Source organism: Streptomyces sp. SLBN-31 (genome assembly GCF_006715395.1).
Lineage (GTDB): Bacteria > Actinomycetota > Actinomycetes > Streptomycetales > Streptomycetaceae > Streptomyces.
Genome location: NZ_VFNC01000001.1, coordinates 1,080,664 through 1,101,496 on the forward strand (window position 1 = coordinate 1,080,664; position 20,833 = coordinate 1,101,496).

Annotated in this window: 15 protein-coding genes; 10 read left to right on the plus strand and 5 right to left on the minus strand. The window is 72.7% G+C overall.

The features are described from left to right. Window positions 1–205: 205 nt before the first annotated feature. A complete protein-coding gene (locus tag FBY22_RS05170; protein WP_058922959.1) occupies window positions 206–1,171 on the plus strand; it encodes a thiamine-phosphate kinase in 966 nt (321 codons plus the stop codon). Beyond that, complete coding sequence (gene thiD, locus FBY22_RS05175; RefSeq protein WP_142142700.1) at window positions 1,168–1,962, plus strand: bifunctional hydroxymethylpyrimidine kinase/phosphomethylpyrimidine kinase; 795 nt, start codon at window positions 1,168–1,170, stop codon at window positions 1,960–1,962. Before FBY22_RS05170 ends, thiD begins: the two co-directional genes overlap by 4 nt. Here the strand turns inward: thiD and FBY22_RS05180 are convergent. The 3 genes from FBY22_RS05180 to rpmB form a co-directional block, all read right to left on the minus strand. Further along, the gene (locus FBY22_RS05180) at window positions 1,943–3,139 is read right to left on the minus strand and encodes an FAD-dependent monooxygenase (RefSeq protein ID WP_142142701.1); all 1,197 of its coding nucleotides are present in this window, start codon (window positions 3,137–3,139) and stop codon (window positions 1,943–1,945) included. The two genes, thiD and FBY22_RS05180, sit on opposite strands and share 20 nt — an antisense overlap. Before the next feature lie 34 nt (window positions 3,140–3,173). After that, window positions 3,174–6,155 (minus strand): BTAD domain-containing putative transcriptional regulator, encoded by a 2,982-nt coding sequence (locus tag FBY22_RS05185; RefSeq protein ID WP_142142702.1) that lies wholly within the window; start codon window positions 6,153–6,155, stop codon window positions 3,174–3,176. 146 nt (window positions 6,156–6,301) lie between these two features. Beyond that, complete coding sequence (rpmB, locus tag FBY22_RS05190) at window positions 6,302–6,487, minus strand: 50S ribosomal protein L28 (RefSeq protein ID WP_003993230.1); 186 nt, start codon at window positions 6,485–6,487, stop codon at window positions 6,302–6,304. Window positions 6,488–6,745: 258 nt separating this feature from the next. Here rpmB and FBY22_RS05195 point away from each other — a divergent pair, with 258 nt between their 5' ends. After that, entirely contained in the window at window positions 6,746–8,449 is a 1,704-nt protein-coding gene (locus FBY22_RS05195) for a DAK2 domain-containing protein (protein WP_142142703.1), read from the plus strand. 10 nt (window positions 8,450–8,459) lie between these two features. On the opposite strand, the gene FBY22_RS05200 is transcribed toward FBY22_RS05195, so the two are convergent. Both FBY22_RS05200 and FBY22_RS05205 read right to left on the minus strand, forming a co-directional pair. Further along, entirely contained in the window at window positions 8,460–11,399 is a 2,940-nt protein-coding gene (locus tag FBY22_RS05200; protein ID WP_142142704.1) for a tetratricopeptide repeat protein, read from the minus strand. Further along, the gene (locus FBY22_RS05205; RefSeq protein WP_142142705.1) at window positions 11,399–13,279 is read right to left on the minus strand and encodes an HSP90 family protein; all 1,881 of its coding nucleotides are present in this window, start codon (window positions 13,277–13,279) and stop codon (window positions 11,399–11,401) included. The genes FBY22_RS05200 and FBY22_RS05205 overlap by 1 nt, the downstream gene beginning before the upstream one ends. Before the next feature lie 164 nt (window positions 13,280–13,443). On the opposite strand from FBY22_RS05205, the gene FBY22_RS05210 reads away from it, so the two are divergent. From FBY22_RS05210 to rnc, 7 genes are all read left to right on the plus strand, one after another. Next, complete coding sequence (locus FBY22_RS05210; protein WP_142142706.1) at window positions 13,444–16,665, plus strand: helicase-related protein; 3,222 nt, start codon at window positions 13,444–13,446, stop codon at window positions 16,663–16,665. A gap of 53 nt (window positions 16,666–16,718) precedes the next feature. Next, window positions 16,719–17,357, plus strand: coding sequence for a 16S rRNA (guanine(966)-N(2))-methyltransferase RsmD (gene rsmD / locus FBY22_RS05215; protein ID WP_260844712.1), 639 nt, complete (start codon window positions 16,719–16,721; stop codon window positions 17,355–17,357). Between the two features lie 26 nt (window positions 17,358–17,383). Continuing rightward, a complete protein-coding gene (gene coaD, locus FBY22_RS05220) occupies window positions 17,384–17,863 on the plus strand; it encodes a pantetheine-phosphate adenylyltransferase (protein WP_222127789.1) in 480 nt (159 codons plus the stop codon). A 58-nt stretch (window positions 17,864–17,921) separates the two neighbouring features. Further along, window positions 17,922–18,965 carry an ATP synthase F0 subunit B gene (locus FBY22_RS05225; protein ID WP_142142709.1) on the plus strand — a complete coding sequence of 348 codons (1,044 nt, stop codon included), beginning with the start codon at window positions 17,922–17,924 and terminating at the stop codon, window positions 18,963–18,965. Between the two features lie 132 nt (window positions 18,966–19,097). Continuing rightward, entirely contained in the window at window positions 19,098–19,742 is a 645-nt protein-coding gene (locus FBY22_RS05230; protein WP_142142710.1) for a DUF177 domain-containing protein, read from the plus strand. 2 nt (window positions 19,743–19,744) lie between these two features. Beyond that, window positions 19,745–19,918, plus strand: coding sequence for a 50S ribosomal protein L32 (gene rpmF / locus FBY22_RS05235; RefSeq protein ID WP_003951102.1), 174 nt, complete (start codon window positions 19,745–19,747; stop codon window positions 19,916–19,918). A gap of 7 nt (window positions 19,919–19,925) precedes the next feature. Then, window positions 19,926–20,777: a ribonuclease III gene (rnc, locus tag FBY22_RS05240; protein ID WP_174267093.1), complete on the plus strand. Its 852-nt coding sequence runs from the start codon at window positions 19,926–19,928 to the stop codon at window positions 20,775–20,777. Window positions 20,778–20,833 lie beyond the last annotated feature (56 nt).

The window sequence follows — 20,833 nt, forward strand, 5'->3', positions numbered from 1 at the left end:
GAACCTCCAGGGCGGCCACGAGGATCATGTGGGGAAAAGGAACGCCACGGTATCGCGTCGCCGCTCGCCACGGGGAGACCCGCGGCGACGGTGGTCCCCGCGCCGGGGTGCGGGCAGGACACAGGTTGACGGACAACTCGACCGTATCGAGGACACTGATGACGCGCGACCGGGAACGGCAAGGGACAGAAGGGGAGCAGAGGCAATGAAGGGCACTGTTGGTGAGCTCGGGGAGTTCGGGCTCATCAGGGAGCTCACCTCCCGTCTCACCACCACCCCGGCGGTCCGGGTCGGCCCCGGCGACGACGCCGCGGTGGTCGCCGCGCCCGACCGGCGGGTCGTGGCCTCGACCGACATCCTGCTGGAGGGCCGGCACTTCCGCCGCGACTGGTCCACGGCGTACGACGTGGGCCGCAAGGCCGCCGCGCAGAACCTCGCGGACATCGCCGCCATGGGCGCCGTCCCGACCGCGCTGCTGCTCGGCCTGGTCGTGCCCGCCGAACTCCCGGTGACCTGGCCCAGCGAGCTGATGGACGGCCTGCGCGACGAGTGCCAGGTCGCGGGCGCCTCGGTGGTGGGCGGGGACGTCGTACGGGGCGACACGATCGTGGTGTCGATCACCGCGCTCGGCGATCTGCGCAACCAGGAACCCGTCACCCGGGCCGGAGCCCAGCCCGGCGACCTCGTCGCGGTCACCGGCTGGCTGGGCTGGTCGGCCGCCGGGTACGCCGTGCTGTCCCGGGGGTTCCGATCGCCGCGCGCCTTCGTGGAGGCGCACCGGCGCCCGGAGCCGCCGTACCACGCGGGACCGGCCGCGGCCGGGCTCGGCGCGACCGCGATGTGCGACGTCAGCGACGGGCTGATCGCCGACCTCGGGCACATCGCGGAGGCCAGCAAGGTCCGCATCGACATCCGCTCCGGCGCGATCGACATCCCGTCCCAGATGAACGACATCGGGCAGGCCGTCGGCGTCGACCCGATGCAGTGGGTGCTCAGCGGGGGAGAGGACCACGCGATCGTGGCGACCTTCCCGCCCGACGTGAAGCTGCCCGCCCGCTGGAAGGTGATCGGCGAGGTCCTCAACCCCTCGGCGCTGCCCCAGGTGACGGTCGACGGGGCGCCGTGGACCAGCAAGGGCGGCTGGGACCACTTCGGGGACATCGAGTCGTGAGGCCGCGGGTGCTGACGGTCGCGGGCTCCGACTCCGGCGGAGGCGCCGGGATCCAGGCCGACCTGAAGACGATGCTCGCGCTCGGTGTGCACGGCATGAGCGTCGTCACGGCCGTCACCGCCCAGAACTCCCTTGGCGTACAGGGGGCTTGGGAGCTGCCCGCGGAGGCGGTGCGCGCGCAGTACCGGAGCGTCGTCGACGACATCGGCGTCCAGGCGGTGAAGACCGGGATGCTGGCCTCGGCCGAACTGGTCGCCCTGGTGGCCGAGTTGGTCGCCGGGACGGACGCACCGGCGGTGGTGGACCCGGTGGGCGTCTCCAAGCACGGGGACCCGCTGCTCGCCCACTCCGCCCTGGACTCGATGCGCGAGCGGCTGCTCCCGGTCGCCACCGTCGCCACCCCGAACCTCGACGAGGTCGCCCAACTCACCGGTGTGCGCGTGCAGTCGGAGGACGAGCTGCCGCAGGCGGCGGCGGCCGTCCTGGCGTACGGGCCGAAGTGGGTGCTGATCAAGGGCGGCCATCTGCCCGGCGACGCCGTGGACCTGCTCACCGACGGCTCCCAGGAGCACTGGCTGCGCGCCCCCCGGTACGACAACCGGCACACGCACGGCACGGGCTGCACCCTCGCGTCCGCGATCGCGTCGCAGCTCGCGAAGGGGCAGTCCGTGCCGGAGGCGGTGCGGGCCGCCAAGGAGTACGTCACCGGGGCGATCGCGGCCGGCTTCGCGCTCGGTGGCGGGATCGGGCCCGTCGACCACGGCTGGGCCCTCAGTACGGGTAGTCCCTGAGCGTGATGCCCGTCGCCGCCTTCTCGGTCATCCGCTTGAAGAAGCGGGCCAGCGGGCGGGAGGCGAGGATCCGGTACATGCGGTCCCGGCTGCGGATGCGCCGCTCGGTAGGCGGCGCGAAGAACGGGCCCGCGTTGCCGGAGATCTTCTGGCAGCCCTTCGCGAAGTCCCGCACCCGGGTCTCGTACTCGGCGAAGGCGGTACGGAAGTCGCCTTCCGCGAGGGCGAGTTCACCGGCGAGGACGTACGCCCCGACGATCGCCACCCCCGTCCCCATGCCGCCCATGGTCGCCCCGTAGCCCGCGTCCCCGAGGAGCGCCACGCGTCCCTTGGTGAGGCGGTCGACGTGGATCTGGGCGATGGCGTCGAAGTACAGGTCGTCGGCCTGTTCGAGGGCCTTGAGGGCGGTCGGGGCATCCCAGCCCATCCCGGCGAAGCGTTCCATGAGGATCCGCTTGACCGCCGTGACGTCCCGGCGGTCGTACGACAGTTCCGCGGACCGGAAGACCAGCAGCGCGTGGCAGCGGTCCGGGTCGCCGTCGTAGTTGGCCATGACGATCGCGCGGCCCGGCTCGCTGTAGACGCGGCCGGTGCGGTCCAGGCCGAGATGGTTGGGGACGTCGAAGCCGGCGACGTAGTGGTCGAAGAAGCGCAGGTGGCGGGACTCGTCGCCGAAGACCAGCCGACGGGTGTGGGAGTGCAGTCCGTCCGCGCCGACGACCAGGTCGAAGCGGCGGGGCGCGCCCATGCCGAAGGTGACGTCGACGCCGTCCGCGTCCTCGGCCAGGGAGGCGACCGAGTCGCCGAAGACGTACTCGACGTCGTCCTTCGTCCGCTCGTACATGATCTGCGCGAGGTCGCCGCGGAAGATCTCCACGTCGCCGCTCATCAATTCGGCGGGCAGGTCCACGCGCGGGTTGCCGTCCGCGTCGACCACGATCTGACGGCCCATGTGGGTCTGGCGGGCGTGGATCTCGTCCCAGATGCCCATGGAGGTGAGGACCCGGCGGTGGACATGGCCGCGGAAGTCGACCGCGAAGCCGCCGCCGCGCAGTTCCGGGGCCTTCTCCACGACGGTCACCCGGGCGCCGAGGCGGGCCAGGTTCAGGGCGAGGGCGGGACCGGCGACGCTCGCGCCGGAGATCAGGACACGGAGGCCGCTGAGGTTCTTCGTCATGCGACGAGCCTCGGCTCGGGCGCTGACCGCTCTCCTACCGTTCGCTGACCGCCGCCGCCCGCAGGGCGCACCCCTGCTCGAAGGCCTTGTCGTACGCCGTCGCGGACAGTTCCGCGCGCGCCTGCTGTTCGGTGCGTACGACGTCGGGGTCGACGGTGTTGCCCGCGCCCCGCAGGGCCGCCGCGGCGCCGAGCAGTTCGGCGGCCCGCTCCGGGGCGGCGACGGACGCCAGGGCCTCGGCGGCGTCGGCGAGTTCCAGGTCGCCCGGCCCCTCGCCGGCGAGTCCGGCGGCCTGCCCGAACCAGTCGGCGGCCTCCTCGGTGTGCCCCTCGGCGGCGGCCGTGCGGCCGAGCCCGATGAGGGCACGGACGGTCTCGCCGACGCTGAACCAGTTGGCGGCGCACTCCCGCAGGGCGCTCTCGTAGTGCACGCGCGCGCGTGCCGTGTCCCCGGACAGCCGGGCCGCGTCGCCGAGGCCGCGCCGGGCGGCCGCCACCTTGTCGGGCAGCCCGGCGCCGCGCGCGAGCGCCAGCGCCTCCTCGAAGTGGCCCACGGCACAGGCCGTGTCGCCCCTGTGCAGCAGCACGGTGGCCCGGCTGCGCAGCAGGTCGGCGGTCTCCTCCGGCGCGGCCAGCTCCCGCACGTACGCCAGTCCCTCGTCGAGCAGCCGCAGGGCGCGCTCGGTCTCACCGCGCGCGTGGGCGAACATGCCGAGCGGGTCGAGGCAGTTGGCCAGACCCCAGCGGTCCCCGGTGGTGCGGTAGCCCCGCAGCGCCCGGGTGAAGAACTCCTCGGCCTGACGCGGCCGCCCCGCGAACTGCGCCCGGAAGCCCAAGCCCACGTCGAGCAGGGCATGCGCCCAGGAGGAGCCGCCGGCCAGGGCGAGGGCCCGGTCGTCGGTGGCGGGCCGCGGACCGGCCGCGACCGCCCACAGCACGAGGACGTACGGCAGCCGCAACGGCCCCCTGTACGTCCCGAGGACCTCGTCCACGCGCGCGATGAGCTCCGGTTCCTCACCCGCCCCGGAGAGCGCGTTGATCTCGCACAGCACGTACTCCTCCTCCAGCCCGGGCGGCGGCTCCTCCCCGACGGCTGCCAGCAACTCCCGTGCCGTCGCGACCCGTTCGCCGTGCACCCCGCGCAGCCGCCAGAACCAGGACAGGGGCCCCATCAGGCGCAGGGCACCGGCGGGGTCGTGGCGTACGAGGTGGCTCAGTGCCGTGTCGAGATCGGCGCGCTCGGCGGCCAGCCGGGCCAGCCAGGGCAGCTGCTCGGCGCCGCGCAGGTGCGGTTCCGCCCGCTGGGCCAGCCGCAGGAAGTAGGCGGCGTGGGCGTCCCCGAGGTCCGGCGCCTCCTCCGCCGCGAACGCCCGGATCGTCTCCAGCATCCGGTAGCGCCCCTCGGACACCTCCACCAAAGACTTCTCGACCAGCGAGGCCAGCACGTCCTCCGGATACGGCAGCCCGCACACCGCCTCGACGGCCTCCAGGCTCGCGCCCCCGGCGAACACCGTCAGCCGCCGCGCCAGCTCCCGCTCCTCCTCGTACAGCAGGCCCCAGCTCCATTCGACGACCGCGCGCAGGGTGCGGTGCCGGGGCGCCTTGGAGCGGTCGCCGCGCGAGAGCAGCCGGAACCGGTCGTCGAGGCGGTCGGCCAGCTCGTCCGGGGTCAGGGTGCGCAGCCGGGCCGCCGCGAGCTCGATGGCGAGGGGCAGCCCGTCGAGGGCGGCGCAGACATCGGCCACGCGCGCGTGCCCGTCGAAGTCCGGGCGCACCGCCCGGGCCCGGTCGAGGAAGAGCCGGACGGCCGGCTCCGCAGGCAGCGGCGGCACGGGGACCAGCACCTCACCGGTGATCCCCAGGGACTCACGGCTGGTGGCGAGGATCCGTACGCCGGGGCAGGTGGACAGCAACAGCGAGGCCAGCCGGGCGGCGTCCTCGACGAGGTGCTCGCAGTTGTCGAGGACGAGCAGCAGCTCACGGTCCTCCAGGGCGGTCAGCAGACGGTCGGTGACGTCGGTGGCGGGCGACCGGAACCCGTCCCGCATGCCGAGGGCGGCCAGCACGGCGTAGACGATCCGCCCGCCCTCGGTGACGGGGGCGAGCTCGACGAAGCAGGCGGCGGGGTCTGACGCCAGTGCGGCGGCCGCCTCGATCGCCAGCCGGGTTTTTCCCGCTCCGCCCGGGCCGGTGAGGGTGAGCAGGCGGGAGTCGGGGAGGAGGGCGGCGATGCGGGCGAGTTCGGGCTCGCGGCCGACGAACCGGGTGAGCTGGGCCGGGAGGCGCGGGCGCTCCGGCTCCGCGCCCCGGAGCAGCTCCAGGTGCAGCGCAGCCAGCTCGGGCGAGGGGTCGGCGCCCAGCTCGTCGGCGAGTGTCCGCCGGGCCTGCTCGTACACCGCCAGTGCCTCGGCGGGCCGTCCGTCGGCCCGCAGGGCCCGCATGAGCTGCCCGTACAGCCGCTCGCTCAGCGGATGGGCGGCGAGCAGCGTCCGCAGCTCCGGTACGAGCCCGGGGCCGCCCCCGAGCGCCAGCTCGGCCTCGATCCGGTCCTGCGATACGGAGAGCCTCAGCTCCTCCAGCCGCGCGGCCTCGGCCCGCGCGTCCGGGAGGTCGGGCAGCGCGGGCCCCCGCCACAGGGCCAGGGCGTCCGCGAGTCGCGCCGCGGCCTGCCGGGGATCCGCGGCGGCGGCACGCCCCTGCGCGGCCAGTTGTTCGAACAGGTGGGCGTCGACCGTGTCCGGAGCCGTGACGATGCGGTACCCGGCGGGGGTCGCCTCGATCTCGGTGTGCGGGGCGAGCCGGCGGCGCAGGCGGGAGATCTGCGACTGGAGCGCGTTCGCCGCCCCGGCGGGCGGCCGGGCCCCGTACAGGCCGTCGACCAGGCGCTCGGCGGAGACCGTACGGCCCGCGTCGAGGAGCAGGAGCGTGAGCAGGGCGCGGGGACGGGGGCCGCCGGGGTCGACGGGGGTGCCGTCGTCGGTGCGAACCTCCAGCGGGCCCAGGATCCCGAAACGCATGCGCCCAGCTTGTCAGGTCCATCGCCGGGCAAGGCTCCATCGCCGGGCAAGGCTCCATCGCCGGGCACGGCAAAAAGCCGGCCCACCTCTCGGTGGACCGGCTCAGTGCAGCGAACCAGCAGTGGCCGCGCGCTCAGCTGTGGGCGTCAGCGCGAGACCTTGCCGGCCTTGATGCACGAGGTGCAAGCGTTCACGCGCTTCGGCGTCCCGCCGACCACAGTACGGACGCGCTGGATGTTCGGGTTCCAGCGACGGGACGTACGGCGGTGCGAGTGCGAGATGTTGTTGCCGAAGCCCGGCCCCTTGCCGCAGACGTCGCAGTTGGCAGCCACGGGTCACTCCAAAGACTTCAGATGCACTTACGGTTGGGCCCCGGCATGCCGGGATCGAGATCGCAGGATCAGTGATCTGGGTGGCGTTGCCAGGGTGGGAAAGCCCGATCTGCATCGGGCAACCGGAGCAGCATACAACGACTGCGCCAGTACAACGAAACTACCATGGCTGCTCAGGGGCCCGCCCCCGGCCCTCTTCCGGCGGACACCGGTCCGCGGTCTACGCTGCGTCCAGTCCAGCAGCTACAGGAGGCGCAGGTGGCGCAGGTGCCGCAGACATTCCTCGATGCTCTCGCGGTGCGCACCTGGTGCGGCCTCGCGCTGGAGGCGCTCGGCAGCGCGCGCGAGGAGATCGACGCGATCAACGTGTACCCCGTGGCCGACGGGGACACCGGCACCAACCTGTACCTGACCGTGGAGTCCGCCGTCGCAGCGGTCGAGGCCGTCTTCGCCGCCCACGAGGTGGACTCCCGGGCCCCGGGGAAGCCGGCGCTGGCCGACGCCGTGCGCGCGATGGCGCACGGGGCCCTGATAGGCGCCCAGGGCAACTCCGGGACGATCCTCGCCCAGTTGCTGCGCGGCATGACCCAGATCCTCGCCGCCGACGGTGAGAGGCCTCACACCGACGGCGACGGCCTGCGGCTCGCCCTGCGGCACGCCGCCGACGCCGCCCGCCAGGCCGTAGCGCATCCCGTCGAGGGCACGGTCCTGTCCGTCGCCGCGGCCGCCGCGGACGCGGCCCACGCCGTCGAGGGCGACTGCGGGACGGTGGCGCGGGCCGCATACGAAGGCGCGCGCGCCGCCCTCGCCGCGACCCCGGGGCAGCTGGCCGTGCTCAGGCGCGCCGGAGTGGTGGACGCCGGCGGCCGGGGGCTGGTGGCGGTGCTCGGGGCGCTGGTGGAGACGTTCACGGGGGAGACGCCCAGGCCGGCCGCGGGTGCCGCGGGACTCACGGACACGGTGTGCGAGCCCGGGCGCATGGAGGGCGGCGCCGACGACGTCGGTGCGTGCGCGGTAGCCACCTCCGTCGTGGAGGAGGACGGCCCCGCCTTCGAGGTGATCTATCTCCTGGAGGCCGAGGACACGGCCGTCGCGCGGCTGCGGGAGCGGCTGGACGCGCTCGGGGACTCCCTGGTCGTCGTCGGCGGCGACGGGCTGTGGAACGTGCACGTGCACGTGGACGACGCGGGCGCCGCCGTGGAGGCGGGCGTCGAGGCCGGGCGGCCGTACCGCATCCGGATCACCCACTTCGGCGTCGGGGACGTCCACACGGCCCGCGGCGAGCGGCCGCCGCGGCCCAGGGTCCAGCGCGCGGTGGTGGCCGTCGTGCCCGGGGAGGGCCTGGCCGGGCTGTACGGCGAGGCCGGAGCCACCACGGTCCTGGCCCGCCCCGGGGAGCCGCCCGCGAGCGGGGAGCTCGTGGAGGCCGTACGACGGGCCCACGCGCGCGAGGTCGTGCTGCTGCCCAACGACGCGGAGCTGCGGCACACCGCGGCCGCGGCCGCCGAGCAGGCCCGCACCGAGGGCATCCGGGTGGCCCTGATCCCGACCCGCTCCGCGGTCCAGGGCATCGCCGCGCTCGCCGTGCACGAGCCGGAGCGCCGCTTCGACGAGGACGTCGTGTCGATGACCTCGGCGGCCGGCGCCACCCGCTATGCCGAGGTCTGCGTCGCCGAGCGCCAGTCCTGGACGATGGCCGGCATCTGCCAGGCCGGTGACGTGCTCGGCCTCATCGAGGGGGACGTGGCCGTGATCGGCGCGGACGTCACCGCGGCCGCCGAGACCGTCCTGGACCGCATGCTCCAGGCCGGCGGCGAGCTGGTCACCCTGGTCCTCGGCGACGACGCGCCCGAGTCCATCGCCGACCACCTGGAGGCACGCGTGCGCGAGACGCACCTCGCCGTGGACACCGTCGTGTACCGGGGCGGGCAGGGGGCCCTGCTGCTGATCGGCGTGGAGTGACGGCCGCTCCCTACCGAGCCCCCTGCTCCTCCGCCACCTGCAGCATCTGCTCCGCCTCCACCCGCCGCGCCTGCGCCGTCTCGTCGGCGCCGTCCGCGCCGTCGTAGGCGGCGAGCACCCCACGCGCGCGTGCCGCCGCCCGCGCGGAGCGGCCGAGGTCGCTCTCCAGCCAGCCCGCGGCGAGTTCGGCGCCGGTACGGCTGTCCAGCGCGCCGTCCCCGAGGGAGGCGAACACGGCGGCCGCCTCGACGACCTGGGACAGCGCCTCCTCCAGGGTGGCCCGGATCGCGTCGTCGTCGGCGTCCTCCGCGGCCGAGCGGGCCAGCAGGTCGCCGAACTGGCGGCGGGTGTGGCCGAGTTCGGCGACCAGCCGCTCCCGCGCCTCCTCGTCGGCCGTGGCGCCGGCCGCCGCCTCGCACTCGTGGACCGCGCCCGCCATGAGCTCCCGCGCCGCGTCCGTCCCGCCGTCCGCCCGCAGCGCAAGCCACGCCCGGGCACGCAGAGACCGCACCAGCCCGTGCACATTGCCGACCTCGCGCCACAGTTCGCCCGCGCGCGCGTACGCCCGTTCCGCCTCCGCCGGCAGCCCCGCCGCTCCCAGTGACTCGGCGGCGAGGTGGGCGAGCGTGGCGTGGTCGTGCTGCTCGGGCCAGTGCCGGGCGATCTCCGCGGCCCGCAACCGCCGGTCGGCCGCCTCCCGGTGCTCGCCCAGCTCGCTCAGACAGTCGCCCAGCCACCACTGAGCCTGTACGACCGCCCCGTCGCCGTGCGTCTCCACGCTCAGGTCGGGCAGCGCCGACTCCAGCACCTCCGCGGCCTCGGCCCACCTGCCCTGCCGCAGCAGCAACCCGCCCAGCTGATGCCGCGCCCACGCGCCCAGCGTCGGGCCCTCACCGGCCTCGTCGGCCCAGTGCGCGGCCTCCAGGGCGTGCTCGGCGGCCTCCACGGCCTGTCCCCGGCCGCCCAGCACCTCGGCCAGCTGAAGATGCAACTGGGCCCGTCCGACCGCCTCCAGATACGGCCCGCCGTGCGCGAGAGCCGCCCGCAGCGCCCGCTCCGCCTCGGCGATGTCACCCAGGTGGTGCGCCAGCCCGGCCAGCCGCGCCTCGTACTCCACCGCGAACCACGGCAGCCCCGCGCCCACGAACCCGGCCGAGGCCCGCCCGAACAACGCGACGGCTTCCTCGAGATCCCCGCGCCGCACCGCCAGCTCCGCGAGCATGGCCCGCGCCTCCGCGTCCCGGGACACGATCCGCACGTCGTCGCCGTCGTACCCACCGACGAACGCGAGCACCTCACGGACAGCGGCCTCGGCATCGCCCAGAACCGTCTCCCCGTCGCCCTGCGGGACCTCGTCCGCCGCCACCACCCGGCGCATCAGAATCCGTGCCCGCCCCATCAGGACCGACGCCGTCTGGTGCACGCCGGTGGCGCCGTCGGCGTACAGCGCGAGGATCTCGTCGTACGGCTCGGCGACCGCCGCAAGAGCCTCGTCCACCCGACCGGTCAGGGCGCGTACGTACGCCGCACGCGTGCGTGCCGCCAACGCCTCACCGGGGTCGCCCGCCAGCGCGTAGAGCTCGGCGGCCCGCTCGAAGAGTTCGGCGCCCTCGGGGCCCCGGTCCATCGCCTCGTGGTCGACGATCTCCGCGCGCTCACGCGCGTCCAGCTCGACGCCCTCGGCGGCCCGGGCGACCGCCGCCCACGCCTCGACGGCGTTCGGCTGCAGGGTGTCCGACAGGCGCCGCGCCTCGGCCAGCAGCGCGGACAGGTCCGGCACGTCTTCCGGCGCCGCCACCGGCACCGGGGCCTGCGGCACGGGCACGGAGACCGGGCGCACCGCGCGCACGCCGAGCGGCAGCCGGTCCGCCAGCGGGCGCTGCCCCATACGCGCGCGTGCCCGCTCGCTCACGTACGCCGTGCCGTTGCGCTCGTCGAAGCGGGCCGCCAGCGCGAGGGCCTCCGCACGCGCGTGCGTGGCCAGTTCGCCCGCGCGCCACGCCCGGCCGGCGGGCCCGGGGACCTCCCTGTCGCCGAGCCCCAGCTCGGTCAGCCGGTCCATGAGCAGCGCCACCACGGCCAGGAAGTCCAGCCGGCTGCGCGGATGCCCGGTGTCGGTGAAGTACGCCGGCCGCTCCGCGAGCAGCTCCAGGCCGCGCGCCTCGTTGCCGGTCAGCGCGCAGAACTCCACGTGGTCCGCGTACGCGGCCCGCATGCTCTCCATCGGCCGCACGAGCCGGAAGCCCCGCAGGTGGTTGGCGCGCGCCTCGTCCATGCGGCCCAGCCGCAGCAAGGGCACCAGCGACGACGCGAGCACCGTGTGCGGCTCGTGCGCACAGGTGAACTCGCCCTCCAGGACCGGCCGCCACAGCAGCAGCGCCTCCGCGTCCCGCCCCCGCTCCGCCTGCCACCAGCCCTGCCCGTGCAGCTCGCACGCGTGGCAGTCCGCCATGCTGTCCCGGTCCGCCGCCAGCCAGGCGGCATACGCCCGCTCCGCGCGCGGAATGTCACCGACGTGCGCGGCGACACTGAACTCGGCGCCGCGCACGGCCCGCTCCGAGTGCCCCGCCAGCCGGTAGCGGTGCTCCATCTCGCCGAGCCACTTCTCGATCGAGGCGAGCGGAACGTGCGGCTGGTCGAGCATGCCGGACGACATCCACTTGAACACCCAGTGCAGCGAGTGCGTCTCGTACTCGTCGAAGTCCTCCGGCCGTTCGTCCCACATGCGCAGCAGGCGCGCGAAGGGGACGAACATCTTGTCCTTCTCGGAGCTGTAGTTGTAGACCTTCAGCTGGTGCCCGAGCGCCTCGATCACGGCGAGCGGGATGCCCAGCCCCTCGGCCTCGGCGAGCAGCTGCTCCGCGCGCGCGTTTCGGGCGGGACCCTCCGGCCGTTCGGAGTTGGCCGCCATCTCCCGGCGCAGGGAGTCGAAATCCGTGATCTCAGCCATCAGCGGCCGTCCTCCCCGTGTGCGGACTCTCCGGGCCTGGACTGTCCGTGCGCGGACTCCCCGAGGGTGGCCCATTCCAGAAGGCCGATGAACGCCCGGTTCAGCAGGGCGGTGTCCGCCGGCCTCAGCGGCCGCTGCGCCATCAGCAGCGCCTGCCCGTACAGGGACTCGACGGCGGTGCCGATCAACTCGGCGTCGCCCAGCGAACCGATCCTGCGGACCAGCGGGTTGAGGTGGTTGAGCACCAGACGCGCGCGCGGGGCGCTGCCGCGCAGCGAGCCGAGGATGCCCGCCCACAGGTCGTCGGCCTGCTCCTCCGCCTCGGCGCGGGCCTGTTCATGGCGGGCGGAACGGTCGTCGAGGTGGAGGGCGGGGACGGAGATGGGATGGAAGGCGCGCAGTACAATGTCACATTGCACCGAATCCAGCTTCGCCCGTGCCGCCGCCAGGAACCCCGACAGCGCCAGCTCCTCCACCGGGTCCACCGCGTCCAGATGAGCCGTCACGGTGTCCGCGTCCAGCTCCGCGACCACCGTCCCCGGCCGCACCGAGGGCAGCGCCTCGACCAGCTCGCTGTCGTACGTGTAACCGCCGTTGATCACCCCGACGCCCTGCGCGGACGCGATCGGCGCCACCTGCCGGTACTCCTCGACCGTCCGCGTGAAGTGCACCACCGCGTGCCGCTGCGCGAACTCCTCCAGCGACAGCCGCCCGTCGCTCGTCTCGAACGGCAGCCACGGCAGCATCGTCCGCAGCATGTCCTTGTCGTGCCGCGCCAGCGACTTCACGCCCAGGTGGTGCACCGACAGGAAGGCCGCCAGCCGCTCCGGATCACCGGCCGCGAGGCCGGTCAGCCACGAACGTATCCGCTCCCCGAGCGCCTCCCGCACGGCGGCCAGCGTCTCGTCCTCGTACAGCGACTCGCGTGAGGCCGTCGGCCGCAGGCTGTCCGTGTCCAGCACGCACCGCACGAAGAACGCCCAGTCCGGCAGCAGCTGTTCGGCCCGCTCCGTCAGCAGCATGCCCTTGAGATGCACGCGGTGCGTCGCCCGCTGGGCGGGGCTGACCGCCGAGGGCAGCACGTACGCCACCCCGCGGATGCCGGCGAGCGGCACGTCCAGCTCGATCGAGTCCAAGGGGGTGAAGCCGAACAGCTCGTGGCAGTGCCGGGCGAGCGCCACCCGCCGGCCCGCGGGGGAGACGTACGAGCGGTCCCAGGGCGCCGGCAGGTCGGTGACCGCCTCCTCGCCGACCCGCACGTCGTACGGCAGCAGCGACCCGAAGTCCCGCGCCAGCGCCAGCACCCGCTCCGGCGCCAGCCACTCCCCGGCACCGGCCCGCGCCACCAGGTGCACGGTGGTGCCCGGCTCCGGCCGCGCCTCGGGACCCAGCGTCCGCACGGTGTACGAACCGTCGTCGCTCGCCGTCCACTCCACGGGCGCCGCGTCCGGCGTACGGGCGCTGCGGCTGACCACGCGGATCCGCTCGGCCACCACGAAACAGGCCAGCAGACCGATGCCGAACTGCCCGAGGAAGTCCGAACGGGCCGCTTCGAGACCCTCGGCGCGCTTGGAACTGCGGCCGATGGTCGCCAACAGGCTGTGCACGTCCGCCTCGGTGAGCCCCACCCCGGTGTCCTCGACCCGCAGCGCCCCGCCCTCCGCGTACAGCCGCACCCGCGCCGGGGCGCCGGGCTGCTCGGCGCGCCGGGCGGTGATGGCGTCCACGGCGTTCTGCAGCAACTCGCGCAGGTAGACCCTGGGACTGGAGTACAGATGGTGCGAGAGCAGGTCCACCAGGCCGCGCAGGTCGACCTGGAAGGTGTGGGACGGCTGGGGTGACTGGGACGGCTGGGATGACTTCGAGGTCTGGGAGTCCATCGTCGCAGCGCCGGTGGGGGACTTCGGACGGCGCGGGGTCGGGCGGTCCCTGGTGGGGAGGTGACCGCGGGGATGGCCGGAGCGCGCCATCCTAGAGCCCCAACAGCCCGGCTGACCAGGGGTTTCCCCAGACGTTTACGGCAATGTCAGTGGGGTGGTGTGCAATGGATCTCGTGCCCGCACTGGAAGAACCACTGAAAAAGGTGCTCGGCCCCGCCACCGCGAAGGTGATGGCCGAGCACCTCGGCCTGCACACCGTCGGCGACCTCCTGCACCACTACCCGCGCAGATACGAGGAGCGGGGCCAGCTCACCCACCTCGCCGACCTCCCCATGGACGAGCACGTCACGGTGGTCGCCATGGTCGCCGACGCCCGCCTGCACACCTTCGCCTCCGCCAAGGCCCCCCGGGGCAAGGGCCAGCGGCTGGAGGTCACGATCACCGACGGCAGCGGCCGCCTCCAACTGGTCTTCTTCGGCAACGGCGTGCACAAGCCCCACAAGGAACTCCTGCCGGGCACCCGCGCGATGTTCTCCGGCAAGGTCTCCGTCTTCAACCGACGCCTCCAACTCGCCCACCCCGCCTACGAACTGCTGCGCGGCGACAGCGAGGAGGCGGTCGAGAGCTGGGCCGGCGCGCTGATCCCCATCTACCCCGCCACCGCCAAGCTGGAGTCCTGGAAGATCGGCAAGGCGATCCAGACGGTCCTGCCCGGCGCCCAGGAAGCCGTGGACCCCCTCCCGCCCGCCCTGCGCGAGGGCCGCGGCCTGGTCACCCTTCCCGAGGCCCTGCTCAAGATCCACCGGCCGCACACCAAGGCCGACATCGAGGACGCCCGCGCCCGCCTGAAGTGGGACGAGGCATTCGTCCTTCAGGTCGCCCTCGCCCGCCGCCGCCACGCCGACGCCCAACTCCCGGCGGTGGCCCGCCGCCCCAGCCCCGACGGCCTGCTCACCGCCTTCGACGACCGCCTCCCCTTCACCCTCACCGAGGGCCAGCGAAAGGTGTCGAAGGAAATCTTCGACGACCTCGCCACCGAGCACCCGATGCACCGGCTGCTGCAGGGAGAGGTCGGTTCGGGCAAGGCCCAGCCCTTGGACTCGCTCGTGCTCACGCCCGCCGGATTCCGCCGGATGGGGGACATGCGGGTGGGAGACGAGGTCGTCGTGCCGGACGGGGAGATCGCCCTGGTCGACGGTGTCTTCCCGCAGGGAGAACGCGATGTCTGGCGGCTGGTGCTCTCCGACGGAAGTTCCGTGGAGTGCGACGACGAACACCTCTGGATCGTCGGCACGAGTTGTGGGTGGCATCGAGGCCAGGCACCCAAGGTCATGACGACCCGGGAGATCCGGCTCGACACGTTCAAGGCCAACGGATCCTCGAAGTGGTACATCCCCGCAGCGGCTCCTGTCGATCTCGGGGGCGACGCGGGGCTGCCGCTCGATCCATACCTCTTCGGCCTCCTGCTGGGCGACGGTTCCTTCCGCCACAATCTGCGTCTGTCCACGATCGACGACGAGATCCGAGAGGCCGTCGCCGCAGCCGTGGCGCCCGACTGCCACCTCGCTCCGGTGAAGGGTTCGCGGTGCGACTTCACCATCCAGCTGACACAGCGTGCCGGGGGCCTGCGCAACCCCGTGATCCAGACTCTGCGGGACATGAACCTGTGGGGCGCGACGTCGCACGGCAAATTCATCCCCGACCGGTTCAGGAACACCTCGGTCAAGAACCGTCTGGCCCTGCTGCAAGGCCTTCTGGACACCGACGGCACCATCCACGCGGACGGCATGAGCGTCTCGTTCTGCTCGGCCTCACAGAGGCTCGCGGACGACGTCGCCTGGCTCGTGCGGTCACTCGGTGGCCGGGCGCGGGTCCTGCCGAAGAAGGCCGCTTTCAACGTCTCGGTGGCTCTGCCTGACGAGTACGCCCCGTTCCGGCTGACACGCAAGGCAGCACGGGTCCGTCCCCGGCCGAAGTACAACACCTTCCGGCGTGGAGTCAGGGCCGTCGAGTACGTGGGGCGGAAGCCGGTCCAGTGCATCAGCGTGGCTCACCGCAGCCACGCCTACGTCACGGACAACTTCACGGTCACCCACAACACCATGGTGGCCCTGCGGGCCATGCTCGCCACCGTCGACGCCGGGGGGCAGGCGGCCATGCTCGCTCCCACCGAGGTGCTCGCCCAGCAGCACCACCGTTCCGTCGTGGAGATGATGGGCGAGCTGGCCGAGGGCGGCATGCTCGGGGGCGCGGAGCATGCCACCAAGGTCGTGCTGCTCACCGGGTCCATGGGCATGGCCGCCCGGCGGCAGGCGATGCTGGACCTGGCCACCGGCGAGGCAGGCATCGTGATCGGCACGCACGCGCTGATCGAGGACAAGGTCCAGTTCCACGACCTCGGCCTGGTCGTCGTCGACGAACAGCACCGCTTCGGCGTCGAGCAGCGCGACGCCCTGCGCGGCAAGGGCAAGCAGCCCCCGCACCTGCTGGTGATGACGGCCACCCCCATCCCCCGCACGGTCGCGATGACGGTCTTCGGCGACCTGGAGACCTCCGTCCTCGACCAGCTCCCCGCCGGCCGCTCACCCATCGCCTCCCACGTCGTCCCGGCCGCCGACAAACCCCACTTCCTGGCCCGCGCCTGGGAGCGCGTCCGCGAGGAGGTGGAGAAGGGCCATCAGGCCTACGTCGTCTGCCCCCGCATCGGCGACGAGGAGGACGACCCGAAGAAGTCCGGCAAGAAGAAGTCCCCGGAGGACGAGGCGGAGAAGCGCCCGCCGCTCGCCGTCCTCGACGTCGCGGGCCAGCTCGCCCAGGGCCCCCTCCAGGGCCTGCGGGTGGAGGTCCTGCACGGCCGTATGCACCCCGACGACAAGGACGGGGTGATGCGCCGCTTCGCCGCCGGCGACACCGACGTCCTGGTCGCCACGACCGTCATCGAGGTCGGCGTCAACGTCCCCAACGCCACGGCCATGGTGATCATGGACGCCGACCGCTTCGGCGTCTCCCAGCTCCACCAGCTGCGCGGCCGCGTGGGCCGCGGCTCGGCCCCCGGCCTGTGTCTCCTGGTCACCGAGATGCCGGAGGCCAGCGCGGCCCGCCAGCGCCTGAACGCGGTGGCGTCGACCCTGGACGGCTTCGAACTCTCCCGCATCGACCTGGAGCAGCGCCGCGAGGGCGACGTCCTGGGCCAGGCCCAGTCGGGCGCCCGCACCAGCCTGCGGGTCCTCGCGGTGATCGAGGACGAGGAGGTCATCGCGGAGGCGAGGGACGAGGCCGCGGCGGTCGTGGCGGCGGACCCGGAGCTGACCGGCCTCCCGGGCCTGCGGACGGCCCTGGACGCCCTCTTGGACGAGGAGAGGGAGCAGTACCTGGAGAAGGGCTGAGGGAGACTTCCCCCAGGGGCGCGGGGCAGCATGGAACATGCGGCTGTCGCCGCGTGCGCGCGACCAGCCACACTGAACGTAAAGCCGCTCACCATCAAGGACCGAAGATGACCCGCGTGATCGCCGGCACGGCCGGCGGACGCCGCCTGGCCGTGCCGCCTGGCAATGGCACCCGCCCCACCTCCGACCGCGCGCGCGAGGGCCTCCTCTCCACCTGGCAGTCCCTCCTCGGCGGCCCCCTCGACGGCGAACGCGTCCTGGACCTCTACGCCGGCTCGGGAGCCGTGGGCCTGGAAGCCCTCTCCCGAGGCGCGAGCCACACCCTCCTGGTCGAGGCCGACGCGCGGGCCGCCCGCGTCATCCGGGAGAACGTCAGGAGCCTCGGGCTTCCCGGCGCCGAGGTCAGGTCCGGCAAGGCCGAGCAGATCATCCAGTCGGCGCCGACGGCCCCGTACGACCTCGTCTTCCTGGACCCGCCGTACCGTGTGACAGATCACGATCTTCGCGAGATCCTGCTCACACTCCGCACTGAACACTGGCTCGCGCCGGAGGCGATCGTCACCGTGGAGCGCAGCACCAGAGGCGGAGAATTCAGGTGGCCCGAGGGTTTCGACGCGGTCAAGGCCCGTCGCTACGGCGAGGGAACGTTTTGGTACGGTCGCGCCGCCTCTACGTGCGAAGACGCACGATGACCGGACCGGAGAGCGAGGGATCTCAAGTGCGCCGCGCCGTCTGTCCCGGGTCGTTCGACCCCATCACCAACGGACACCTCGACATCATCTCCCGCGCCTCCCGCCTCTACGACGAGGTCTATGTCGCGGTGATGATCAACAAGTCCAAGAGGGGCTTGTTCGAGATCGACGAGCGGATCGACCTGATCCGCCAGGTCACCGCCGAGTACGGCAACGTGATCGTCGAGGCCTTCCACGGCCTGCTCGTGGACTACTGCAAGGAGCGCGACATCCCGGCCATCGTCAAGGGCCTGCGCGCGGTCAGCGACTTCGACTACGAGCTGCAGATGGCCCAGATGAACAACGGCCTGTCCGGCGTGGAGACCCTCTTCGTGCCGACGAACCCCACCTACAGCTTCCTGTCCTCCTCGCTCGTCAAGGAGGTCGCCACCTGGGGAGGCGACGTCTCCCACCTCGTACCGCCGACCGTCCTCGAAGCCCTCAACGAGCGCCTCCGCCAGGACTGATGGGACTACAGTCGTCCCGTCCGTCTCCAACACATCGGTAGAGAGTGGCGAGCACACGGTGGACGTGCAGAAGAAGCTCGACGAGATCGTGGCCGCGGTCTCCGGCGCCCGGTCGATGCCCATGTCGGCCTCGTGCGTGGTCAACCGCGCCGAACTGCTCTCGATGCTGGAAGAGGTGCGCGCGGCGCTGCCCGACTCCCTCGCCCAGGCCCAGGAGCTGATCGGCGACCGTGCGCAGCTGGTCGAGCAGGCCCGCCAGGAGGCCGACCGGATCATCCAGGGCGCGCACGCCGAGCGCGGCTCGCTGATCTCCGACACCGAGATCGCCCGCCGTTCCCAGGCGGAGGCCGACCGGATCCTCGCCGAGGCACGCCAGGAGGCGGAGGAGGTCCGCGCCGAGGCCGACGACTACGTCGACTCCAAGCTGGCCAACTTCGAGGTCGTCCTCACCAAGACCCTCGGCTCCGTCGGCCGCGGCCGCGAGAAGCTGCTCGGCACCGGCCCGGGCCTCGACGAGCAGGGCTACGAGGACGAGGACGCCCCCGAGCGCAGCCACGACCCGGAGACCCTGCGCAAGGACGCCGACGCCTACGTCGACGCCAAGCTGGGCGCCTTCGAGGCGGTGCTGGCCAAGACGCTGGAGGCGGTCGGCAAGGGCCGGTCCAAGCTGCACGGCCGTATCGCCACCGACGACCTGGGCGCCCTCGCCGACGACACCACGTCCTTCCAGCACTCCAGCGACGCCGACTACCTCGCCGACCTCGCCGCGCTCACGCAGCAGGACGCCGCGGCCGAGCAGCAGGCCGCCCGGCAGCAGGACTACGCCGAGCCGCAGCCGGCGTACGGCTACCAGCAGCAGACGGACCCGTACGCGGGCCAGTACCAGCAGCAACAGGGCTACGGTCAGCAGGACGCCTACGGCTACCAGCAGGCCGACCCCTATGCCTACCAGGGCTACGACACCCAGCAGTACGACCAGAACCAGGTCCAGCAGGCCCAGCAGCCGCAGCAGTCGTACGCCCTCGACGAGACCAGCCTCTTCGACACCGGCATGATCACGCCGGAGCAGCTGAGGGCGTACGAACAGGGCCGGGGCCAGTAAGGGACCACCGGATTGGGCCGTGAGCGAAAGGTCCAGTATCCTGGCTCTTCGGTCGCGCGTACGTCCGCGATCAACGCTGCCCGGGGACACCGAAGGGCAGTGTCCCTCTGAGTTCGAAGATCGAAAGCAGGAATGGCTCCCAACGCTCGCCTCGACCATCGGAACCCTCTCGTGTTCGACACACACGAGCTGGGTCGGCGTCCTGGTGCGCTGCAGCGGCTGACCCGTTCGATCGACGCTCCCAAGGACCTCGGAATCCAGGGAGTCGTCGGAGTGCCGGAAGGCGCCCCGGTGGAGCTCGAACTCCGGCTCGAGTCGGTCATGGAAGGGGTGCTTGTCACAGGCACCGCCCGTGCACAGGCCGAGGGGGAGTGCGTAAGGTGTCTGGAGCCGCTTCAGCTGGACGTGGAAGCGGACTTCCAGGAGCTGTTCACGTACCCTGACGCCGACGACCGGGGCCGTGTGATCGCGGAACCGGGCGACGACGCCGAGGACGACGAGGACAGGTTCTTCCTCGAGGACGGACTTTTCGACCTCGAACCTCTGCTGCGCGATGCGGTGGTGCTCGCACTGCCGATGCAGCCGGTGTGCCAGGAAGACTGCCCGGGACTGTGCGCCGAGTGCGGAGCACGTCTCGCGGACGACCCGGACCACCACCACGACGCCGTCGACATCCGTTGGGCGGCTTTGCAGGGACTCGCCGGCACCATGCAGGACGGCGAGAAGGACGAGATGAGCGGCGCCGAACCGGGCGTCGACGAGAAGCAGGAGAAGTAGCCGTGGCTGTTCCGAAGCGGAAGATGTCGCGCAGCAACACGCGCCACCGCCGGTCGCAGTGGAAGGCTGCGGTCCCCACCCTGGTTGCGTGCGAGCGCTGCCACGAGCCCAAGCAGCAGCACATCGCGTGCCCGTCTTGCGGCACCTACAACAAGCGCCAGGTCCTCGAGGTCTGAGCGGCTGGTGAGAGGCACCGTGTCCACTGCCAAGAAGGCGGATGACGCCAAGGCGGACCCACCCGCCAAGAAGAAAGCGGACAACACGGCCTCGTCCCACACGCTTCTGGAAGGGCGGCTCGGGTACAAGCTCGAGTCCGCCCTTCTGGTGCGAGCGCTGACCCACCGTTCCTACGCGTACGAGAACGGCGGTCTGCCGACCAACGAGCGGCTGGAGTTCCTCGGGGACTCCGTGCTCGGCCTGGTCGTCACTGACACGCTGTACCGCACCCACCCCGACCTGCCCGAGGGCCAACTGGCCAAGCTGCGGGCCGCGGTGGTCAACTCGCGTGCGCTGGCGGAGGTCGGTCGTGGCCTGGAACTGGGCTCCTTCATCCGGCTCGGCCGTGGTGAAGAGGGCACGGGCGGCCGGGACAAGGCGTCCATCCTCGCCGACACCCTGGAAGCGGTGATCGGCGCGGTCTATCTCGACCAGGGTCTCGATGCGGCGAGCGAGCTCGTCCACCGGCTCTTCGACCCGTTGATCGAGAAGTCCTCCAACCTCGGAGCCGGCCTGGACTGGAAGACCAGTCTCCAGGAGCTCACCGCGACCGAGAGCCTCGGCGTGCCCGAGTACCTGGTCACGGAGACCGGCCCCGACCACGAGAAGACCTTCACTGCTGCCGCCCGCGTCGGAGGCGTCTCGTACGGCACCGGCACCGGCCGCAGCAAGAAGGAGGCGGAGCAGCAGGCAGCCGAGTCCGCATGGCGGTCCATCCGGGCCGCGGCGGACGAGCGCGCCGAGAAGGCGGCCGTTGAGAAGGCGGTCGCCGAGAAGGCCGCCCACGACGGCGAAGGCCCCACCTCCGTCTCTGCCTGACAGAAGAGTCTTGTCCGACGTACAGCGCGTCCCGAGCGCCCGTCCCCGCCGTGGGG

Coding starts and splice junctions, on each gene's coding strand:
- FBY22_RS05230 (WP_142142710.1), top strand. CDS start 19,098: ATGGCTCCCAACGCTCGCCTCGACCATCGGAACCCTCTCGTGTTCGAC.
- FBY22_RS05210 (WP_142142706.1), top strand. CDS start 13,444: ATGGATCTCGTGCCCGCACTGGAAGAACCACTGAAAAAGGTGCTCGGC.
- FBY22_RS05185 (WP_142142702.1), bottom strand. CDS start 6,155: ATGCGTTTCGGGATCCTGGGCCCGCTGGAGGTTCGCACCGACGACGGC.
- FBY22_RS05170 (WP_058922959.1), top strand. CDS start 206: ATGAAGGGCACTGTTGGTGAGCTCGGGGAGTTCGGGCTCATCAGGGAG.
- FBY22_RS05200 (WP_142142704.1), bottom strand. CDS start 11,399: ATGGCTGAGATCACGGATTTCGACTCCCTGCGCCGGGAGATGGCGGCC.
- FBY22_RS05180 (WP_142142701.1), bottom strand. CDS start 3,139: ATGACGAAGAACCTCAGCGGCCTCCGTGTCCTGATCTCCGGCGCGAGC.
- FBY22_RS05205 (WP_142142705.1), bottom strand. CDS start 13,279: ATGGACTCCCAGACCTCGAAGTCATCCCAGCCGTCCCAGTCACCCCAG.